Here is an 18,382-nt window from a genome sequence, read left to right as displayed (position 1 = left end):
ATCGACGCCAACTAGCGGACTACCACACCCCCGCGGACTGCTTCCTCCAATCAACTGATGCCGAGCGGCCCGGCGTTGCGGGCCCAGCGGTACTTGGCACCGAGGACCTGGACCGGGGTCTCGGTGGTGTACGGGTACGCGACCACACCGTGGTCGAACAGGTACTGGCTGGCTTCCTCGACCTGGACGTCGCCGGACAGCGAGGCGACCACGGGCTTGTCGATGCCCTTGGCCCGGAACTCCCCGACCACGTCGGCGACCAGCTCCGCGAACACCATCGGCGGTGTCACGATCGTGTGCCAGTACCCCAGGATCAGCGCGTGGATCCGCTCGTCGGACAGCCCCAGCGCGATCGTGTTCCGGTACGTCGACGGCGGTTCGCCGCCGGTGATGTCGACCGGGTTCCCGGCCGCGCCGAACGGCGGGATGTACGCCCGGAACGCCTCGTCGAGGTCCGGCGGGATGTCCATCAGCGTCAGCCCGGCGTCCACGCAGGCGTCCGACAGCAGTACGCCGGAGCCGCCCGCGCCGGTGATGATGACGACGTTCTCACCCTTCGGCGTCGGCAGCAGCGGGATGCCGCGGGCGTATTGCAGCATCTCGTTCAGCCCCGGCGCGCGGACCACGCCGCTCTGCCGCAGGATGTCGTCGTACACCTTGTCGTCGCCGGCCAGGGCGCCGGTGTGCGAGCTGGCCGCCCGCGCGCCCAGGGAAGTCCGGCCGGCCTTCAGTACGACGACCGGCTTCTTCTTCGACACCCGGGCCGCCGTCTCGGCGAAGGCCCGGCCGTCCTTCAGGTCCTCAAGGTGCATGGCGATCAGGTTGGTGTTGTCGTCGCTCTCGAAGAACGTCAGGAGGTCATCCTCGTCGATGTCGGCCTTGTTGCCTACCCCAACGATCGCGGAAACTCCCATCCGGCTCGAGCGGCTGAAGCCCAGGATCGCCATCCCGATACCACCTGACTGCGACGACAGGGCCACGGAACCGCGCACGTCGTACGGCGTGCAGAACGTCGCGCAGAGGCTCTCCGGCAGGTAGTAGTAGCCGTAGATGTTCGGTCCCAGGATGCGGACATTGTGCTTGCGGGCGATCGCGACCACCTCGTCCTGGAGCTCCTGCTCGCCGGTCTCGGCGAACCCGGACGGGATCAGGATCGCGCCCGCGACGCCCTTCTGGCCGCACTGCTCGAGCGCGCCGCCGACGAACTTGGCCGGTACGGCGAACACCGCGACGTCGACGTCACCCGGTACGTCCACAATGCTGGCGAACGCCTTCAGCCCGAGGACCTCGCCGCCCTTGGGGTTGATCGGGTAGATGTCCCCGGCGTACCCGCCGTTGACGAGGTTCTTCATCACCGAGTTGCCGATCTTGCCGTCCTCGTTGGACGCGCCGATCACGGCCACCGCGCGCGGCTTCATGATCCGGGTCATCGCGGTCAGGATCTCCTCCTGGGAGTACCGCTCGACCGGTTTCCCGGCCTCGGCGTCCACGATGATCCGGAAGTCGACCGCGGTGGCGCCGTCCGGCGCGGCGAGCACCGGGTTCAGGTCGACCTCGGCGAACTGCGGGAAGTCGGTGACCAGGTCCGACAGTCTCCGGACCAGGTCGGCGAGGGCGTCCTTGTCGACGGGCCGGGCGCCGCGGACGCCGTCGAGCATCTCGTGGGCGCCGATCCCGTCGATCATCGCCCGCGCCTCGTCGGCACCGAGCGGAGCCAGCCGGAAGGTGACGTCCTTCAGCACCTCGACGAGGACGCCGCCGAGCCCGAACGCGACCACCTTGCCGAACGTCGGGTCGGTGACCGCGCCGACGATGACCTCCTGCACGTCACCGCCGGTGACCAGCATCTTCTGGACCTGTACGCCGGTGATCTCGGCGTCGGCCCGGTACGAACGCGCGTTGGCGAGGATCTTGTCGAAGGCGTCCCGCGCCGCGTCCTCGCTGTCGACGCCGACCACCACGCCGCCGGCGTCGGTCTTGTGCAGGATGTCCGGCGAGACGATCTTCAGCACGACCGGGAACCCGATCTCGGCCGCGAGGCCGGCGGCCCCCTCGGCAGTCGTGGCCAGCCCCTCGCCCGGTGTCGGGATGCCGTACGCGTCGGCCACCAGCTTGGCTTCCGGCGCGCTCAGCGAGGTGCGGCCGTCCGCCAGAGCCTGGTCGAGGATGGTCCGGACTGCTGCCTTGTCATAAGTCATGCGAATGCACTCCATTTCGCGAGAGTCAGATCACGCCGGCGGTCTTGAGGTCGTCGAGCTCGGCCGGGGAGATCCCGAGCGAGCCGTAGATGACGGAGTTGTGTTCGCCGAGGCCAGGCGAGGTCTGCACCTCGACCGGCGAGTCGGACAGCTTGATCGGGCAGCCGACGGTCTTGAAGGTGCCGCGCTGCGGGTGCTCGACCTCGACCACCGCGCCGAGGTCGGCCAGCGTCTCGTCCGCGATCAGCTCGGCCGTGGACATGATCGGCCCGCACGGCACGTTCAGCGCGTTGAGCTTGTCCATCACCTCGAACTTGGTGTGCTGCTCGGTCCACTGCTCGATCAGCGCGAACATCTTGTCGAGCTTGTCCAGCCGCGCGACCGGCGTCGCCCAGTCCGGGTCCTCGGCCAGCTCCGGTTTGCCGATCAGCTCGGCGATCGGGGCCCATCCCGGCGGCTGGACGATCACGTAGATGTAGTCGTTCGGGCCGCCCGGCGCGCACCTCAGCGCCCAGCCGGGCTGGCCGCCGCCCGACGCGTTGCCGGACCGCGGGACCTCGGTACCGAAGTTGTCGTTCGGGTACTCGCGCAGCGGGCCGTGCGTCAGCCGTTGCTGGTCACGCAGCTTCACGCGGGTCAGGTTCAGGACGGCTTCCTGCATGGCCACGGTGACCCGCTGGCCCTTGCCGGTGCTGGTCCGCTGGAACAACGCGGCGAGGATGCCGGCCACCAGGTGGATCCCGGTGCCGGAGTCGCCGATCTGCGCACCGGTCGCGGTCGGCGGTCCGTCCTCGAATCCCGTCGTACTCATCGCGCCGCCCATCGCCTGGGCGACCACTTCGTACGCCTTGAAGTTCTCGTACCGGCCGGGGCCGAAGCCCTTGATCGACGCGAACACCAGGCCGGGGTTGATCTCCTGGAGGCGTTCCCAGGTGAACCCCATCCGGTCGATGGCGCCGGGCGCGAAGTTCTCGACGAGGACGTCGGAGTTCTGCACCAGGTCGGTGAAGATCTCCTTGCCCCGGTCGGACTTCATGTTCAGCGTGATGCTGCGCTTGTTGCAGTTCAGCATCGTGAAGTAGAGGCTGTCGACGTCCGGCAGGTCGCGCAGCTGCTGGCGGGTGATGTCGCCGGTCGGTGCCTCGAGCTTGATCACGTCGGCGCCGAGCCAGGCGAGGATCTGGGTGCAGGACGGTCCGGACTGCACGTGGGTCATGTCGAGTACGCGGACACCTTCGAGGGCCCTCTGAGTGGACGCTGTCATGACGGGTCCCCTTTACTTGTACATGGTCTGGTTCATGGTTCCGGGGGCGTACGCGTCCGGGTCGACCCAGACGTTGATCAGCGACGGCAGCCCCGACTCGCGGGCCCGCAGCAGCGCCGGCCCGATGTCCGCGGGGTCGCGAACCTCCTCGCCGTATCCGCCGAGCATCCGCGCGAACTCGTCGTACCTCACGTCGCCGAGGGTGTTGCCGACCCGGCCGCGGTCCTTGCCGTACTTGGCCTCCTGGCCGTACCGGATCTGGTTCATCGAGGAGTTGTTGCCGACGACACCGACGAACGGGAGCTGGTAGCGGACCAGCGTCTCGAAGTCCCAGCCGGTCAGCGAGAACGCGCCGTCGCCGAACAGCGCGACCACTTCCTTGTCCGGCCGCGCGTATTTGGCCGCGAGCACGAACGGAATGCCGACGCCGAGCGTGCCGAGCGGGCCCGGGTCCATCCAGTGGCCGGGCGACTTCGGCTGCACGACGCCGCCGGAGAACGTGACGATGTCGCCGCCGTCGCCGATGTAGATCGAGTCCTCGGTGAGGAACTCGTTGATCTCGTGCGCGAGCCGCAGCGGGTGGATCGGGTTCGCGTCGGACAGCTGCCGCGGCAGCCGCTTCTGGTACGCCGAGTCCTCCTCGGCGCGCAGCTCCGCGAACCAGGCCTTCCGGTCCGTCTTCTGGATCCGGCCCGACGCCGCCTGCGTGACGGCCGCCAGGATCGCGCCCGGGTCGCCGACCAGCCCGAGGTCGATGTCGCGGTTCTTGCCGACGGTGCGGTAGTCGAGATCGATCTGTACGACGGTGGCGCTCTTCGGGAGCCGGCGCCCGTACCCCATCCGGAAGTCGAACGGCGTACCGACGATCAAGATCAGGTCGGCGTTGTTGAAGCCGTAGCGACGGGACAGGTGGAAGTGGTGCGGGTCGCCGGGCGGCAGGGTGCCGCGGGCCGAGCCGTTCATGAACGCCGGGATGTCGAGCGCACGGACGAAGTCGACCGCCGCCTCGCTGCCGCGCGACGTCCACACCTGGCTGCCGAGCAGGACGACCGGCTTCTCGGCCCTCACCAGCAGGTCGGCCAGCGCCTCGATGCTCGCCGGGTCGCCGATGCTCTTCGTCGACGCGCGGTAGTGGCCGGCCTCGGGGACGGTCGCGGACTCGACCGGCACCGAGTTGTCCAGGATGTCGCGCGGGATCTCCAGGAACGACGGACCGGGCGCGCCGTTGTAGCACTCGCGGAACGCCATCGAGACCATGTCGGCGGCCCGCGCGGTGTGCGGCACGGTCGCGGCGAACTTGGTGATCGGCGTCATCATGTCGACGTGCGGCAGGTCCTGCAGGGACCCCATCTTGTGCTGGTTCAGGGCGCCCTGGCCGCCGATCAGCAACATCGGGCTCTCGGCACGGAACGCGTTCGCGACACCGGTCACCGCGTCGGTCGTCCCGGGGCCGGCGGTGACGACCGCGCAGCCGGGCTTGCCGGTGACCCGCGCGTACCCGTCGGCCGCGTGCGCCGCGACCTGCTCGTGCCGTACGTCGACCACCGCGATGCCCTCGTCGACGCAGCCGTCGTAGATGTCGATGATGTGACCGCCACAGAGCGTGAAGATCACGTCGATGCCCTCGGCCTTCAAGGCCTTCGCGACGAGGTGACCCCCGGAGATGGTCTCCGGCTCCTTGACTTCCGCGACGGGGTGGGTCTCCGACACTGTCTGCGCCATCTGCAGTCACTCCTCGGAAAGGCCGGTTAGCGGCTTGGATGTAGATTGCATACCGTATGGTGTAGTCGTAGTCTTATCCCACGCCGCGGTAGTTGTCCAGAGTTCGCACCCAGGAGGCTGTGATGACGATTTCCGACGAACTCGACCGGACCCGCGCCGCGCTGCTCGCGCTGGAGAAATCCCTTGTGGCGTTGAGGAATCGCCTCGGTCCGCACCTCGACGTCCTGCGGTTGCTCGACGACCTGGAGCGCTGCACGGCAGATCTCCGCCGCCTCGAGCAGCAGGTCCGCGCGCCCCGCCGGCACGAGCTCGTGGCGATCCCGGACGACGACTACGACCACGATTTCTGGGCGGATGCCGAGCACGAAGGTTTGGGCTGACTTGCGAGGCACAGCTTCAGCAGGCTTCGCAGCCGTAGGTCGGGATTGGCCGCTCGGGCGGTGATCGCCACCGCCTCGGCTGCGTGTTCTGTGGCGACGAACGAGCGGTAGAAGGGCTCGCTCCACTTGAGCGGCGAAAGCACCGGTAGCCACCATCGCGCCGCTCCCCCAGGGCTGTCTTCGGAACCGAGCAGGTGCAGGGCTGTCTGGTGTGCCTCGGTCAAGCGGCGGCGCTCGTCACGCAGGAGCTCGCCGGTCGTCAGCGCTGTCGACACGCAGAGCGCGACCAACCGGGCGGACGACTCGAAGCCCGCCCGGTTGGTGTCGATGAACCGCGGAGCCAGCGGCAGCAACTCGCGTCGACCGGTCGACGTGCTGTGGTCGTGGGCGACCCGCGCCACGGCACTCAGTACCGGGTGCACGCATCCAGGGCGATCCGTCCAGGGCTCTCGTGCCAAACGGGACACCAGCTCCATCACACAGGGATCCCGCTGAACCTTCCCGTAGCCGCTCACTCGCCTGCCACCGGCGTACCGAGCTGCGGGCGGACGGGCAGCGCGGGCCGGCCGGGTTGTTTGAGCAGCCGCACGCTCAGCGCGGTCAGTACGCCGAGCAGCCCTGCGGCGAGGAACACCGGCCGGTATCCAACGGCGGCGATCACCGAGGCGGCGACACCGATACCGACCAGCCCGCCGACCGCCTTCGCGGAGTACAGGATGGCCTGGTTCTGCACCAGGCTGTTCTCACCGAAGAACTCCAGCACCAGGTTGGCCATGATCGCGTAGAACGCACCGCCGCCGAGGCCGGCGAACATGGCACACACCACGAACACCCATCCGGCTCCGGCGGTCACGAGTCCCATGTGCGCGAACCCCTCGACCATCAGTACGGCGGCCAGCACGCGGCGGCGGCCGAAGCGGTCGGAGAGGTGGCCCGCCGACGATCGCCCGAGACCGTTGACGGCGGCAAGCAATCCGGCGGCGCATGCTGACGTCGCCGTCCCCAGTCCGGTCTCGACGGCGTAGCCGGCCACGAACGCGATCCCGAGCAGCGACAACGCCGCGCTGATTGCCAGCAGCAACCACATCAGCGGCAGCGCACCGGTCTTCATCGCCTCCGCGGGACGGTACTGCCGGACGGCGGGCGCATTGTTCGGAATACTGCGGTTGAGCTTCCGGTCGACTGCCCACGCCTGAGCGTCGATGTGCGCGGGCCACCAGTACCGCGGCGGATCCTTCAACAGACCGCCGGCGACGATCACGACCAGCACCGCCACCAGCGCAGTCAGGTCGAACACGAACGACTCGTCCAGCCAGGTAAGCAAGAAGATGCTCGGCACCGCGCCGACCGCGAAGCCGCCGGTGACGAATCCGATCGTCGCCGTCCGCCGGTCCGGGAACCAGCGGGCCGATGTGGTAATGCAGGCGGCGTACACGAGGCCCGCGCCGGTGCCGCCGAGGAGTGAGTAGCCGGCCACGACCGCGACGTACGCGTCGACGTGCGCGAGCGTGACGAGTCCGATCGCCGAGAGCACCCCGCCCGCAATGACGAGCTGCGTCGGCGTGGCCCGTCGTACCCGATGGGCCCAGGCCGCCGGGACCGCGACCAGCGCCTGGCAGGCAACGAAGACCGCGAGCAGCCACAGTGTGCGAGCAGGGCCCCACCCGCGATCCGACGACAGACCGAGCGCCGCCGCGCCGAACGAGTACTGCAGCGGACTGATCGCGACCATGCAGGCCCAGGCCGCCCAGAGTTGCCAGCGGCGTGAGTGGCCGGTCAGTTCGCGGGCATCCTCGCCGATCCGGTACCGCCGGCCGTAGACGTCACGGACATCTGCGTGATCCATCTCGCCTCCTGACTACTGCATACCGTATGAAGTCTGTGGTACTCCTCCCGTCGCGACCTGTCCAGACCTGAGCGGGTCTTGTGGGCAGATTGCATACCGAATACAGTCGTCACCACACTTTCTGGGAGGCGACGTGGACCTCATGGAGTACCAAGCGAAGGAACTGTTCGCCCGGCACGGCGTCCCGGTGACGCTCGGACGGGTGATCGAGGACCCCGCCGACGCGGCCGCCGCGGCCCGCGAGCTCGGCGGGCGCGTGGTGGTGAAGGCGCAGGTGAAGACCGGCGGGCGCGGCAAGGCCGGCGGAGTGAAGTTGGCCGCCGGACCGGACGAGGCGACGGCCCGGGCGGGCGAGATCCTCGGGATGGACATCAAGGGCCACACCGTGCGCCGGGTGCTGCTCGCGCCGGCCGCGGAGATCGCCGAGGAGTACTACTTCTCGTTCCTGGTCGACCGCGCGAACCGCGAGTACCTCTGCATCGCCAGCACCGAAGGCGGTGTGGAGATCGAGGAGGTCGCGCACACCAACCCGGACGCGATCGCGAAGGTGCCGATCGACCCGGCCGTCGGCGTCGACGACGCGAAGGCCGCGGAGATCGTCACGGCGGCCGGATTTCCTGCCGAGGCGTCGGCCGTCGTACAGCGGCTCTGGGACGTGTTCGTCGCCGAGGACGCCGCATTGGTCGAGGTGAATCCGCTGGTGAAGCTCGGCGACGGATCGCTGGAGGCGCTCGACGGCAAGGTCACGCTCGACGACAACGCGGCGTACCGGCACGCGGACCACGCGGGCTTCGACGACAAGACGGCCGCCGACCCGCTCGAGGCCGAGGCGCACGCCAAGGGCTTGAACTACGTGAAGCTGGACGGCTCGGTCGGCATCATCGGCAACGGCGCGGGCCTGGTGATGTCCACGCTCGACGTGGTCGCGTACGCGGGATACGCGTACGGCGTGCAGCCGGCCAACTTCCTGGACATCGGCGGCGGCGCGTCGGCCGAGGTGATGGCGAACGGGCTCGGGATCATCCTGTCCGACCCCCAGGTGCGCAGTGTCTTCGTGAACGTCTTCGGCGGGATCACCGCCTGCGACGCGGTCTCGAACGGCATCGTGCAGGCGCTCGCCGTGCTCGGCGACCGGGCGGACAAGCCGCTCGTCGTCCGGCTGGACGGCAACAACGTCGAGCAGGGCCGCGCGATCCTCGCCAAGGCCGCTCACCCGCTCGTCACCGTGGTCGACACGATGGACGGCGCCGCCGCCCGCGCCGCCGAACTCGCCGCAGAGAAGGGAAACTGACATGGCGATCTTCCTGACCGAGAAGAGCCGGGTCGTCGTGCAGGGCATGACCGGGTCCGAGGGACAGAAGCACACCAGCCGGATGCTTGCCGCCGGCACCACGGTGGTCGGCGGCGTGACACCCGGCAAGGGCGGCCAGTCGGTGGACTTCGCGCGGCAGTCGATCCCGGTCTACGGATCGTGTGCGGACGCGGTGAAGGCAGCGGACGCGGACGTGTCGGTGGTGTTCGTCCCGCCGCGCTTCACCAAAGGCGCTGTACTCGAAGCGGTCGACGCCGGGATCCCGCTCGTCGTGGTGATCACCGAGGGCGTGCCGGTGCACGACACGGCCGCGTTCTTCGCCGCCGCCCAGGCCAACGGGACGCGGATCATCGGCCCGAACTGCCCGGGCATCATCAGTCCCGGCCGCGCCAACGCGGGCATCATCCCGGCGGACATCGCGGGTCCGGGCCGGATCGGCCTGGTCAGCAAGTCGGGCACGCTGACGTACCAGATGATGTACGAACTGCGGGACTTCGGGTTCTCGACCGCGATCGGGATCGGCGGCGACCCGATCATCGGGACCACGCACATCGACGCGCTGCAGGCGTTCCAGGACGACCCGGACACCGACGCGATCGTGATGATCGGCGAGATCGGCGGTGACGCCGAGGAGCGGGCGGCCGCGTTCATCAAGGAGAACGTGACCAAGCCGGTCGTCGGGTACGTCGCGGGCTTCACCGCGCCGGAGGGCAAGACGATGGGTCACGCGGGCGCGATCGTGTCCGGCTCGTCCGGCACCGCCGCCGCCAAACAGCTGGCCCTGGAGGCGGCCGGCGTACGCGTCGGCAAAACCCCCACCGAAACCGCCCACCTCCTCCGCACCACCCTCACCCCCGCCGCCCGCCATTTGGCTGGTTGACCAGCAAAATGCGGGGTTTGTCACCCGTATCCAGGGTGGCAAACCCCCCACTTGGCTGGTTGACCAGCGAAACGGGAAACCTACCCAGCGGTGGGCGGGGGTGCGGTGCTGCTGCGGTGGACGAGTTTGGCGGCGACGGCGACCGGCTCGTGGTGGTGTTCGCCGGCGTGGATCTCGCGGATCAGCGCGTCGACGCTCAGCCGGCCGACGTCGACGAAGTTCTGGCGGATCGTGGTCAGCGGCGGCCAGAAGTGCGCCGACTCCTCCATGTCGTCGAAACCGACCACGCTCACGTCGCCGGGCACGTCCCGGCCGTGTTCGTGGAGTGCGCGGAGCAGGCCGAGCGCCATCTGGTCGTTCGCGACGAACACGGCGGTCACCTCGGCGTTGGTGGCCAACCGCCGGCCGGCGTAGTACCCGGAGGTCGCCGTCCAGTCCCCGTCGAGCACCGGTGGGACCTCCCGGCCGTGATCCAGCAGCGTCGCCTCCCACGACCGCCGGCGCCGGTCCGCGGCGAACGAGGTCGGCGGGCCGCCGAGGTGCCACACCGTGGCATGCCCCAGCCGGAGCAGGTGCTCGGTCGCCAGCCGTGCGCCCTGCCGCTGGTCGGTGTCGACGATCGGGTAGTCGTAGTGCGCGCTCGAATCGACCACCACGACCGGAAGACCGTGGGGGAGCCGTACGCCGGCCTCGTCCAGCGTGTGCGCCTCGATCAGAATGATGACGCCGTCCACCGCCTGCTCACCGAGCCGACTGAACGCGTTCGTGACCGCACTCTGCGTGACGTCCAGCACGGGAACCAGGTTGATCGCGTACCCGCTGATCGTGGCGGCGGTGGCGATCGCGTCGAGCGTCCGCGTCGTACCGAAGCTGTGCAACTCGAACACGATCACGCCGATGCTGCGGTACTCGCCGTTGCGCAGGGCGCGGGCGGCGCTGTTCGGGCGGTACCCGAGCTGGCGCATCGCGGCCTGCACCCGGTCCCGGGTGACCGCGTCGACGTTGTTCCGGTCGTTCGCGACCCGCGACACGGTCTGCCCCGAAACCCCCGCCAGCCGCGCCACGTCCGCCATCGACGGGCCGCGCCGCCGACGGCCCGCTGAATCCTCCGCTGGCATCCGCACCTCCTCGGTCTTGCGTCGGAGTGTAGACATGTTGACGTAAACACGTTACCGTCGCGCCGTCGATGTTGACGTCAACATCGCGCGTCGCGCCCACCTCCGGGCGCGGAAAGCGAGAGGAGGTCCCCGGACATGGCGGAGTCCGTGGCCCATCAGCACGTGGCACGGGCCGGCGCGACCGGCAGGCGGCGGAGGGTGTTCAAGGACGGCAAGGGGTGGCTGTTCGTCGGGCCGTTCCTGGCGGTTTTCGCGCTCACCTTCCTGGCCCCGATCGGGTACGCGATCTACCTGAGCCTGTATCGCAACCAGGCGTTCTTCGGCGGCACCGTGTTCGTCGGGCTGGACAACTACACCCAGGCGCTGCAGGACCCGAAGTTCTGGGAGGCCTTCGCCCGGGTGGCGGTCTTCCTGGTCGTCCAGGTGCCGGTGATGCTCGTGCTGGCGCTGCTCGCGGCGCTGGCGATCGACAGCGCGCGGCTGCACGCGGCCGGTTTCTTCCGGATCGTGATCTTCCTGCCGTACGCCGTACCGGGCGTGGTCGCCGTGCTGATGTGGGGCTACATCTACGGCGACAACTTCGGCCTGGCGGCGAACCTCAACGACCTGCTCGGCACGACCGCGATCCAGCCGCTGAGCAGCAGCTGGATGCTGCCGTCGATCGCCAACATCGTGACCTGGGAGTTCGTCGGCTACAACATGCTGATCTTCTACTCGGCGCTGCGCACGGTGCCGGGTGAGCTGTACGAGGCGGCCGCGATCGACGGCGCCGGGACGTTCCGGACGATCCTCGCGGTGAAGCTGCCCGCGCTGCGCGGCGCGATCGTGATCGCGACGATCTTCTCGATCATCGGCAGCTTCCAGCTGTTCAACGAGCCGAACATCCTGCGGACGCTGGCGCCGAACGTGATCACGACGTACTACACGCCCAACATGTACGCCTACAACCTGTCCTTCGCCGGCCAGCAGTTCAACTACTCGGCCACGATCGCGATCGTGATGGGCGTCATCACCGCGGTCATCGCGTACGTCGTCCAGCTCCGCGGATCCCGGGAGGCACTGTGAGCGCCCTGACCTCTCCCCTGCGACCGAAGCGCTCCAAGCTGCTCACCGGCGTGATGGTGCTGTACCTGCTCTACACGATCGTCCCGCTCGCCTGGTTGTTGCTCAGCACAACCAAGACCCAGGACGACCTGCTCTCCACGCCCGGCCTGTGGTTCGGGAAGAGCTTCGCGTTCTTCACCAACATCAAGGACACGCTCACCTACAACGACGGCATCTTCCTGCGCTGGCTGGGCAACACGGTGCTGTACGTCGTGGTCGGCGCGGGCGGCGCGACGCTGCTCGCGACCGCTGCCGGGTACGGACTCGCGAAGTACAAGTTCGCCGGCCGCCGCGCGGTGTTCGCGGTGCTGCTCGGCGCGGTCGCGGTGCCGGGGACGGCGCTCGCCGTACCGACGTTCCTGATGTTCTCCAACCTCGGCCTGACGAACACGGTCTGGGCGATCATCATCCCGTCGCTGGTGAGCCCGTTCGGGCTGTACCTGATGTGGGTGTACGCGACCGACGCCGTACCGGGCGAACTGCTCGAGGCGGCCCGGATCGACGGCGCCGGCGAGGTCCGGGTGTTCTTCACCGTCGCGCTGCGGCTGCTGGCCCCGGGCATCGTCACCACGCTGCTGTTCGCGATGGTCTCGACCTGGAACAACTATTTCCTGCCGCTGATCATGCTCAGCAAACCCAACCTCTACCCACTCACGGTCGGGCTCACCCAGTGGAGCAACCAGGCGACCGGCGTGGGCGCCCGCCCCATCTACAACCTGGTGGTCACCGGATCGTTGCTGACGATCGTTCCGCTGGTGGTCGCCTTCCTCCTTCTCCAGCGGTTCTGGCAGTCCGGCCTGTCCGCCGGGAGTGTGAAATGAAAGGGAACAGGATGAAGTCTCATCGGCGGGGCATCCGGCAGCTGGTGGTTGCCGGAGCCGCTCTCACAGCGCTCGCGGTGCTGGCCGCCTGTGGCGGCGGCTCCAAGACCGACGCCGCCGGCGGAGGTACGACGACCGGCTCGGCCGACGCCGTCGACGCCGCGCTCAAGGCGGGCGGCGAAATCACCTACTGGAGCTGGACGCCGTCGGCGCAGGCCCAGGTCACCGCGTTCATGAAGCAGTACCCGAACGTGAAGGTGAACTACGTCAACGCCGGTACCGGCAACGACCACTACACGAAGCTGCAGAACGCGATCAAGGCCGGCTCCGGTGCCCCGGACGTGGCCCAGATCGAGTACCAGGCACTCCCCCAGTTCGCGCTGCCCGGCTCGCTCGTCGACCTGAACCAGTTCGGGTTCTCGCAGTACGAGTCGGCGTACACGGCCTCGACCTGGGGCGCAGTCCACGCCGGCAGCGGTCTGTTCGGCCTGCCGCAGGACTCCGGGCCGATGGCGCTGTTCTACAACAAGGAGGTCTTCGACAAGTACGGCATCGCCGTACCGAAGACCTGGGACGAGTACGTCGCGGCCGCGAAGAAGCTGCACGCCGCGAACCCGAAGTCCTACATCACCAACGACTCCGGTGACGCCGGCTTCACCACGAGCATGATCTGGCAGGCCGGCGGGCAGCCGTTCAAGACCGACGGCAAGAACGTCACGATCAACCTGCAGGACGACGGCTCCAAGAAGTGGACCGGGATGTGGAACCAGCTCGTCCAGGGCGGACTGGTGTCGAACATCCCCGGCTGGACCGACGAGTGGTTCAAGGCGCTCGGCGACGGCACCATCGCCACGCTGCCGACCGGTGCGTGGATGCCCGGCGTGATGGAGTCCTCGGTCAAGGCCGGCGCCGGCAAGTGGGCAGTCGCGCCGATGCCGACGTACGACGGTCAGCCGGCCACCGCGGAGAACGGCGGCAGCACCGAGTCCGTGATCAAGCAGAGCAAGAACCCGGCCCTCGCGGCGGCGTTCGTGCGCTGGCTGAACCACGATGAGGGTGTGAAGCCGTTCCTGGCCAGCGGCGGCTTCCCGGCGACCACGGCCGACCTCAAGGACCCGGCGTTCGTGGACAAGGCGAGCGCGTACTTCGGCGGCCAGAAGATCAACCAGGTGCTCACCAGCGCGGCCGGCCAGGTCGTGAAGGGCTGGAGCTACCTTCCGTACGAGCTGTACGCGAACAGCATCTACGGCGACACCGTCGGCAAGGCGTACCAGTCCAAGTCCGACCTGAACGCCGGTCTCACGGCGTGGCAGGAAGCGCTGGTGAAGTACGGCAACGAGCAGGGCTTCCAGGTCAACGGCTGACGTTGATGGAACAGGTGGGTCCGACGTCGCTGTGGTCGGACCCACCTGGTCTTTTACACGCCGACCTTGCTCGCCAGGAGATCGGCGACGGCATGGACCGCACGTAGCGTCGGAGCCTTGACGCCGGTGAGGTCAGCCAGCTCGACGACCGCGGCGAGGATGACGTCGAGCTCGAGCGGCTTGTCCTTCTCCAGGTCCTGCAGCATCGACGTCTTGTGCTCCCCGACGCGTTCGGCGCCGTCGAGGCGCTTGTCCACCGAGATTTCCGGATGACAGCCGAGCGCGGTGGCGATCTCCAGCGACTCCTCCATCATCATCCGGACCATCTGCCGGGTGCCCTGGTGCGTGGCGATCTCCACCATCGTCGCCCGGGCCAGCGCGCTGATCGGGTTGAACGCCGCGTTCCCGAGCAGCTTGATCCAGATGTCCTTGCGGATGTCGTCCTCGACCGGGCACTTCAGTCCGCCGGCGATCATCGCCGTACTGAACTGGGTGCAGCGTTCCGACTGCCCACCGCCGGGTTCGCCGATCGAGAAGCGGGTGCCTTCCAGGTGCCGGACGACGCCCGGGCCGTCGAGCTCGGTGGAGCAGTACACGACGCAGCCGATCGCGCGGTCGAGGTCCAGCACCTCGGTGACGGCGCCGCCGGGGTCGACCGATTCGATCCGGCGGCCTTCGTACGGGCCCTTCAGCCCGTGGAAGTACCACCAGGGGATGCCGTTCTGCGCGGCGACGACGACCGTGCGGTCGTGCAGCAGCGGCTCGAGTAGAGGGCCGGCGCTCGCGTACGAGTTCGCCTTGAGCCCGAGAAAGACGTAGTCGACCGGGCCGATCGCGGCCGGATCATCCGTAGCGGGTGTACGGGCGGTGAAGTCACCGCGGGGACTGCGCACCGTCACACCGTTCGACCGGATCGCGTCCAGGTGCGCGCCGCGGGCGACCAGGTGGACCTCTGTCCCACCACGGTGCAGCGCCGCGCCGACGTACGCACCGATCGCACCGGCGCCGAGAACCGCAACTCTCATAGGGGTCCCTGCCTTCCGAGGATGCCGGATAGGGCTTGGTATACGGGATACAGTAGGCTGGAGGCCGAATGCGGTCAAGATCACATTCCCCGGCAAGCGCTCGCCCAAAAGTTCGCCGGGGACCGATGAATCGGCGCGTCGCCGGTGGTAAGTACCTGCGTCAAACCCACTCGACGCAAGGAGCAGGAACCATGGGCCACGTCATCGTCACCGCGTTCGTCAGCCTCGACGGCATCGTCACCGACCCCGACGGCTCCGGCGGCACCCCGGCCGGCGGCTGGGCGTTCCGGCACGGTCCCGAGACGGTCGGCGGCGACAAGTTCCGCCTCGGCGACCTGATGGACACCGGCGTGCTGCTGCTCGGCCGGACCACCTGGGAGCTGTTCAGCCGGCTCTGGCCGAGCCGTACCGACGAGTTCTCGACCCGCATGAACAAGATCGCGAAGGTGGTCGCGTCGCACTCGCTGACCGACCTGTCCGCCTTCCCCAACTCCACGCTGATGGAGGGCTCTCTGGCCGACTACGTGCGGTCGGAGTCGCGCAGCATCGCCGTCACCGGCAGCCTCAGCGTGATCCGGGAGCTGCAGGCCGCGGATCTGGTCGACGAGTACCGGCTGATGACGTTCCCGTCGATCGTCGGCACCGGCTCACAGCTCTTCGGCCCGTCGGACGCACCCGTCCACTTCCAGCTCACCTCGGTGGCGCAGACCGGCGCGGCGTCACTGGCGACCTACGTCCGGGCCTAGCAAGATGTTCCGATGACCTGGCCGGCGATGGTGTGGATCGGCGGGGCTCCGGGCGCGGGGAAGTCGACGATCGCGCGGCGTCTCGCGCGGCGCGCCGATCTGCCTCTGCACCCGGTGGACCTGTGGACGTATGCGCACCTCGACCGGCTGCCGCCACTCCGGCCCCTGACGGAGGAGCTGGCCAAGGGACCGGACTCTGCCGCCGAGGCCTTCGTGGACGTCGCGCGGCTGCGGCTGGACCTCGTTGTCGCGGACGTCCGCGAGCGCGACCTGGGCGGCGTACCCGCGCTGGTGGAGGGACCGCAGCTCTTCCCGTCGCTGGCTGACTCGGTTCCGGCAGCGGTGTGGTTGCTGCCGGACGCCGAGCAGACCCGCAGAGCGCGGGAGGAGCGGCTGGCCCGGGCAGACGATCCGGCCGGGCGCGCACGCCTCGAGAGGCTACTGGCGCGGGACGCCGTACTGGCTGAGCTGGTACGGCGAGAGGCGCTCGAACGCGGGCGGGTACTCATCGAGGTGTCCGCGAAACCGGACTGGGCAGGTATCACCGAAGCGGTCGAGGGCGCGTTGGGGGTCCTACCGCGCCTTGCGCCGGGCGCGGAGCTGAGCCGGCAGCGACGGTACGAGAACGTCGCAGCGTGCCGGCAGGGGCGGCTTTGGCAGGCGGACATCGGGCTGGCCGAGCTGCCGCCGTACCCGTTCGCCTGCGAGTGCGGGACGTCCGGCTGTGCTGCCACATGGGCGGGCACACCGGACGAGTACGACGCGCGCCGCGATCAGGGCTGGCTGACGGCTCATCCAGCGTGCTAGGGTTTCTGATTGTTGCAGTTGCAGTTCCACGTTCGTGTCGAAGCGCCCGCGGATTTGTGATCCGCTGGGCGTTTTGTCGTATCAGGAGAAAAAAATGGCTTTGGGAACAGTGAAGTGGTTCAACGGCGAGAAGGGCTTCGGCTTCATCTCCCAGGAGGACGGCGGCGCCGACGTGTTCGTGCACTACTCGGCGATCCAGACCCAGGGCTTCCGCTCCCTGGACGAGAACCAGCGGGTCGAGTTCGAGATCGCCCAGGGCCCGAAGGGCCTGCAGGCGGAGAACGTTCGCCCGGTCTGATCTGAGCTTGGCGGCAGACCCGGTTCAGGCCGGGTCTGCCGTGCACCACAGGTACTCGCCGTCGTCCAGTACGTCGGTGCGCGCGAGACCTGCCGCGGCCGCAATGGCGGCCGACGCATCGTGATCCGGATGGACGTGCGCGACGATCCGGCCGATTCCCTGAGCCCGTAACCAGGTGACCAGTCCCTGGGCGGCCTCCTTCGCCAGACCCCGGCCCTGCCAGGCAGTGCCGATCACCCAGGCGATCTCCGCCGTACCGTCGGTCACTGTCGCCTGGACGTAGCCGACCAGCGCGTCGTCGTACTCGATCACCCAGTTGAGCCACTGCTCGTCCGGACGTCCCGGACCCGCCAGTTGGCGGCGGTAGCGTGCCTCCAGCTCCGCCACGGACGGGGGCTCCCCGCCGGTGAAGGTGTAGAGCGCGGGGTCGGACAACACCTCCGCCATCGGTTCGGCGTACTCGACCCGCAGCGGCAGCAAGGTCAGGCGGTCCGTGGCGATCACCCGCGCAACGGTAACGCCCTTTGCCGAAACAGCAACCTGAGACAGACAACGTCCCTGGACGGCGCGAGACTGTCGGCATGATCGAGATCGATTGGGCGGGAGAGGCCGGACGGCTGCGCGCGTCAGCCGAGGGCGAGACGGACTGGAACGCGGCAGTGGCCCGCAGCCTCGTGCGCGACGGCGACAAGGTCCTGGCGGACGTCGGCTGCGGAGGCGGCGGGATGGCCAAGGCGCTCGCCGAGGCACTGCCCGGTGCGACAGTGGTGGCGATCGACGCGGATCCCGACGTCCTCGAGCAGGCACGCGAACACACCGCCGGCCTGGTGCGGTGCGAGCTCGCCTCCATGGACGACGGCGCGGAACCGTTGCGCCGGGCAATCGCCGCGCCCGCCGACCTGATCTGGGCATCGGCCTCGGTGCACCACGCCGCCGACCAGCAGGCCGCTGTCGACGCGCTGGCCTCACTGCTCGCGCCCGGCGGGCGGTTGGCGCTCGCCGAAGGCGGTCTGCCGGCGCGGTACCTGCCGTGGGACCTGGGGGTCGGCGAACCCGGACTGGAACTGCGGCTCGACCTGGCGCAGGACCGGTGGTTCAAGGTGATGCGCGACTCGCTGCCGGGATCGGTGCCGATGCCGTACGGGTGGACGGAGGCGCTGACCCGTGCCGGGCTGACCGGAGCCACCACGCGGAGCGTGCTGACCGAGACGCCGGCACCGCTGCCGCCGGAGCGGCTGGAAGGCGTCGTACAGGCGTTCCGGACGCGGATCGAGCGGCTGACCGGCGGCGACAGCGGGCACGGTCATGGGCACGGTCATGGGCATGTTGTGAGTGATGAGGATTGGCTGACGCCGGACGATGTCGAGGTGTGGCGGCAGCTGCTCGACCCCGACAGGCCGCAGTACCTCGGGCGGCGCTCGGACCTCGCCGTACTGTCCGTCCGCAGCGTCCACCTGGGGCACGCGCCGCGCTGACAAGGCACGCCGTCACCGCGCT

At 68.9% G+C, this 18,382-nt stretch carries 18 protein-coding genes; 10 read left to right on the top strand and 8 right to left on the bottom strand.

Annotation, left to right across the window (positions count from 1 at the left end; genetic code table 11):
- Window positions 1-50: 50 nt before the first annotated feature.
- The 3 genes from AB0I12_RS36875 to AB0I12_RS36865 are packed head-to-tail and all read right to left on the bottom strand — an operon-like array spanning window position 51 to window position 5,184.
- Window positions 51-2,198, bottom strand: coding sequence for an acetate--CoA ligase family protein (locus tag AB0I12_RS36875; RefSeq protein ID WP_359939206.1), 2,148 nt, complete (start codon window positions 2,196-2,198; stop codon window positions 51-53).
- Window positions 2,199-2,223: 25 nt separating this feature from the next.
- Window positions 2,224-3,462 (bottom strand): formyl-CoA transferase, encoded by a 1,239-nt coding sequence (frc, locus tag AB0I12_RS36870; protein ID WP_359939203.1) that lies wholly within the window; start codon window positions 3,460-3,462, stop codon window positions 2,224-2,226.
- Between the two features lie 12 nt (window positions 3,463-3,474).
- Window positions 3,475-5,184, bottom strand: a complete 1,710-nt coding sequence (locus tag AB0I12_RS36865) for a thiamine pyrophosphate-binding protein (protein WP_359939200.1) — start codon at window positions 5,182-5,184, stop codon at window positions 3,475-3,477.
- Between the two features lie 122 nt (window positions 5,185-5,306).
- Between AB0I12_RS36865 and AB0I12_RS36860 the strand changes: the two genes are divergently transcribed.
- The gene (locus AB0I12_RS36860) at window positions 5,307-5,564 is read left to right on the top strand and encodes a hypothetical protein (RefSeq protein ID WP_359939198.1); all 258 of its coding nucleotides are present in this window, start codon (window positions 5,307-5,309) and stop codon (window positions 5,562-5,564) included.
- Here AB0I12_RS36860 and AB0I12_RS36855 read toward each other — a convergent pair.
- Both AB0I12_RS36855 and AB0I12_RS36850 read right to left on the bottom strand, forming a co-directional pair.
- Complete coding sequence (locus AB0I12_RS36855; RefSeq protein WP_359939195.1) at window positions 5,516-5,986, bottom strand: hypothetical protein; 471 nt, start codon at window positions 5,984-5,986, stop codon at window positions 5,516-5,518. The two genes, AB0I12_RS36860 and AB0I12_RS36855, sit on opposite strands and share 49 nt — an antisense overlap.
- Before the next feature lie 89 nt (window positions 5,987-6,075).
- Window positions 6,076-7,410 carry an OFA family MFS transporter gene (locus AB0I12_RS36850; RefSeq protein ID WP_359939192.1) on the bottom strand — a complete coding sequence of 445 codons (1,335 nt, stop codon included), beginning with the start codon at window positions 7,408-7,410 and terminating at the stop codon, window positions 6,076-6,078.
- Between the two features lie 133 nt (window positions 7,411-7,543).
- On the opposite strand from AB0I12_RS36850, the gene sucC reads away from it, so the two are divergent.
- Window positions 7,544-8,701: an ADP-forming succinate--CoA ligase subunit beta gene (sucC, locus tag AB0I12_RS36845; RefSeq protein ID WP_359939189.1), complete on the top strand. Its 1,158-nt coding sequence runs from the start codon at window positions 7,544-7,546 to the stop codon at window positions 8,699-8,701.
- Window position 8,702: 1 nt separating this feature from the next.
- A complete protein-coding gene (sucD, locus tag AB0I12_RS36840) occupies window positions 8,703-9,602 on the top strand; it encodes a succinate--CoA ligase subunit alpha (protein WP_359939186.1) in 900 nt (299 codons plus the stop codon).
- A gap of 80 nt (window positions 9,603-9,682) precedes the next feature.
- Here the strand turns inward: sucD and AB0I12_RS36835 are convergent, their stop codons facing one another.
- Window positions 9,683-10,720, bottom strand: coding sequence for a LacI family DNA-binding transcriptional regulator (locus tag AB0I12_RS36835; RefSeq protein WP_359939183.1), 1,038 nt, complete (start codon window positions 10,718-10,720; stop codon window positions 9,683-9,685).
- Between the two features lie 135 nt (window positions 10,721-10,855).
- On the opposite strand from AB0I12_RS36835, the gene AB0I12_RS36830 reads away from it, so the two are divergent.
- Genes AB0I12_RS36830 through AB0I12_RS36820 form a run of 3 tightly spaced genes read left to right on the top strand, consistent with a single transcriptional unit; the run spans window position 10,856 to window position 14,009 of the window.
- Complete coding sequence (locus AB0I12_RS36830; protein ID WP_359939180.1) at window positions 10,856-11,785, top strand: sugar ABC transporter permease; 930 nt, start codon at window positions 10,856-10,858, stop codon at window positions 11,783-11,785.
- Window positions 11,782-12,645 (top strand): carbohydrate ABC transporter permease, encoded by an 864-nt coding sequence (locus AB0I12_RS36825; protein ID WP_359939178.1) that lies wholly within the window; start codon window positions 11,782-11,784, stop codon window positions 12,643-12,645. Before AB0I12_RS36830 ends, AB0I12_RS36825 begins: the two co-directional genes overlap by 4 nt.
- 11 nt (window positions 12,646-12,656) lie before the next feature.
- A complete protein-coding gene (locus AB0I12_RS36820) occupies window positions 12,657-14,009 on the top strand; it encodes a sugar ABC transporter substrate-binding protein (protein ID WP_359939175.1) in 1,353 nt (450 codons plus the stop codon).
- Between the two features lie 53 nt (window positions 14,010-14,062).
- Here the strand turns inward: AB0I12_RS36820 and AB0I12_RS36815 are convergent, their stop codons facing one another.
- Complete coding sequence (locus tag AB0I12_RS36815; protein WP_359939172.1) at window positions 14,063-15,034, bottom strand: 2-dehydropantoate 2-reductase; 972 nt, start codon at window positions 15,032-15,034, stop codon at window positions 14,063-14,065.
- 191 nt (window positions 15,035-15,225) lie between these two features.
- Here AB0I12_RS36815 and AB0I12_RS36810 point away from each other — a divergent pair, with 191 nt between their 5' ends.
- The 3 genes from AB0I12_RS36810 (at window position 15,226) to AB0I12_RS36800 (ending at window position 16,885) form a co-directional block, all read left to right on the top strand.
- Window positions 15,226-15,780, top strand: coding sequence for a dihydrofolate reductase family protein (locus tag AB0I12_RS36810; RefSeq protein WP_359939169.1), 555 nt, complete (start codon window positions 15,226-15,228; stop codon window positions 15,778-15,780).
- A 12-nt stretch (window positions 15,781-15,792) separates the two neighbouring features.
- A complete protein-coding gene (locus AB0I12_RS36805; RefSeq protein WP_359939166.1) occupies window positions 15,793-16,587 on the top strand; it encodes a hypothetical protein in 795 nt (264 codons plus the stop codon).
- Between the two features lie 94 nt (window positions 16,588-16,681).
- The gene (locus tag AB0I12_RS36800; RefSeq protein ID WP_130381366.1) at window positions 16,682-16,885 is read left to right on the top strand and encodes a cold-shock protein; all 204 of its coding nucleotides are present in this window, start codon (window positions 16,682-16,684) and stop codon (window positions 16,883-16,885) included.
- 24 nt (window positions 16,886-16,909) lie between these two features.
- Here the strand turns inward: AB0I12_RS36800 and AB0I12_RS36795 are convergent, their stop codons facing one another.
- Window positions 16,910-17,389 carry a GNAT family N-acetyltransferase gene (locus AB0I12_RS36795; RefSeq protein ID WP_359939162.1) on the bottom strand — a complete coding sequence of 160 codons (480 nt, stop codon included), beginning with the start codon at window positions 17,387-17,389 and terminating at the stop codon, window positions 16,910-16,912.
- A 77-nt stretch (window positions 17,390-17,466) separates the two neighbouring features.
- Here AB0I12_RS36795 and AB0I12_RS36790 point away from each other — a divergent pair, with 77 nt between their 5' ends.
- Window positions 17,467-18,360, top strand: coding sequence for a class I SAM-dependent methyltransferase (locus AB0I12_RS36790; RefSeq protein ID WP_359939159.1), 894 nt, complete (start codon window positions 17,467-17,469; stop codon window positions 18,358-18,360).
- The last annotated feature ends 22 nt before the right edge of the window (window positions 18,361-18,382 follow it).

The organism is Kribbella sp. NPDC050459 (assembly GCF_040655315.1).
Classification (GTDB): Bacteria; Actinomycetota; Actinomycetes; order Propionibacteriales; family Kribbellaceae; genus Kribbella.
Note: the sequence above shows the minus strand (reverse complement) of the source record. Positions and strands in the feature narration are given on the sequence as shown.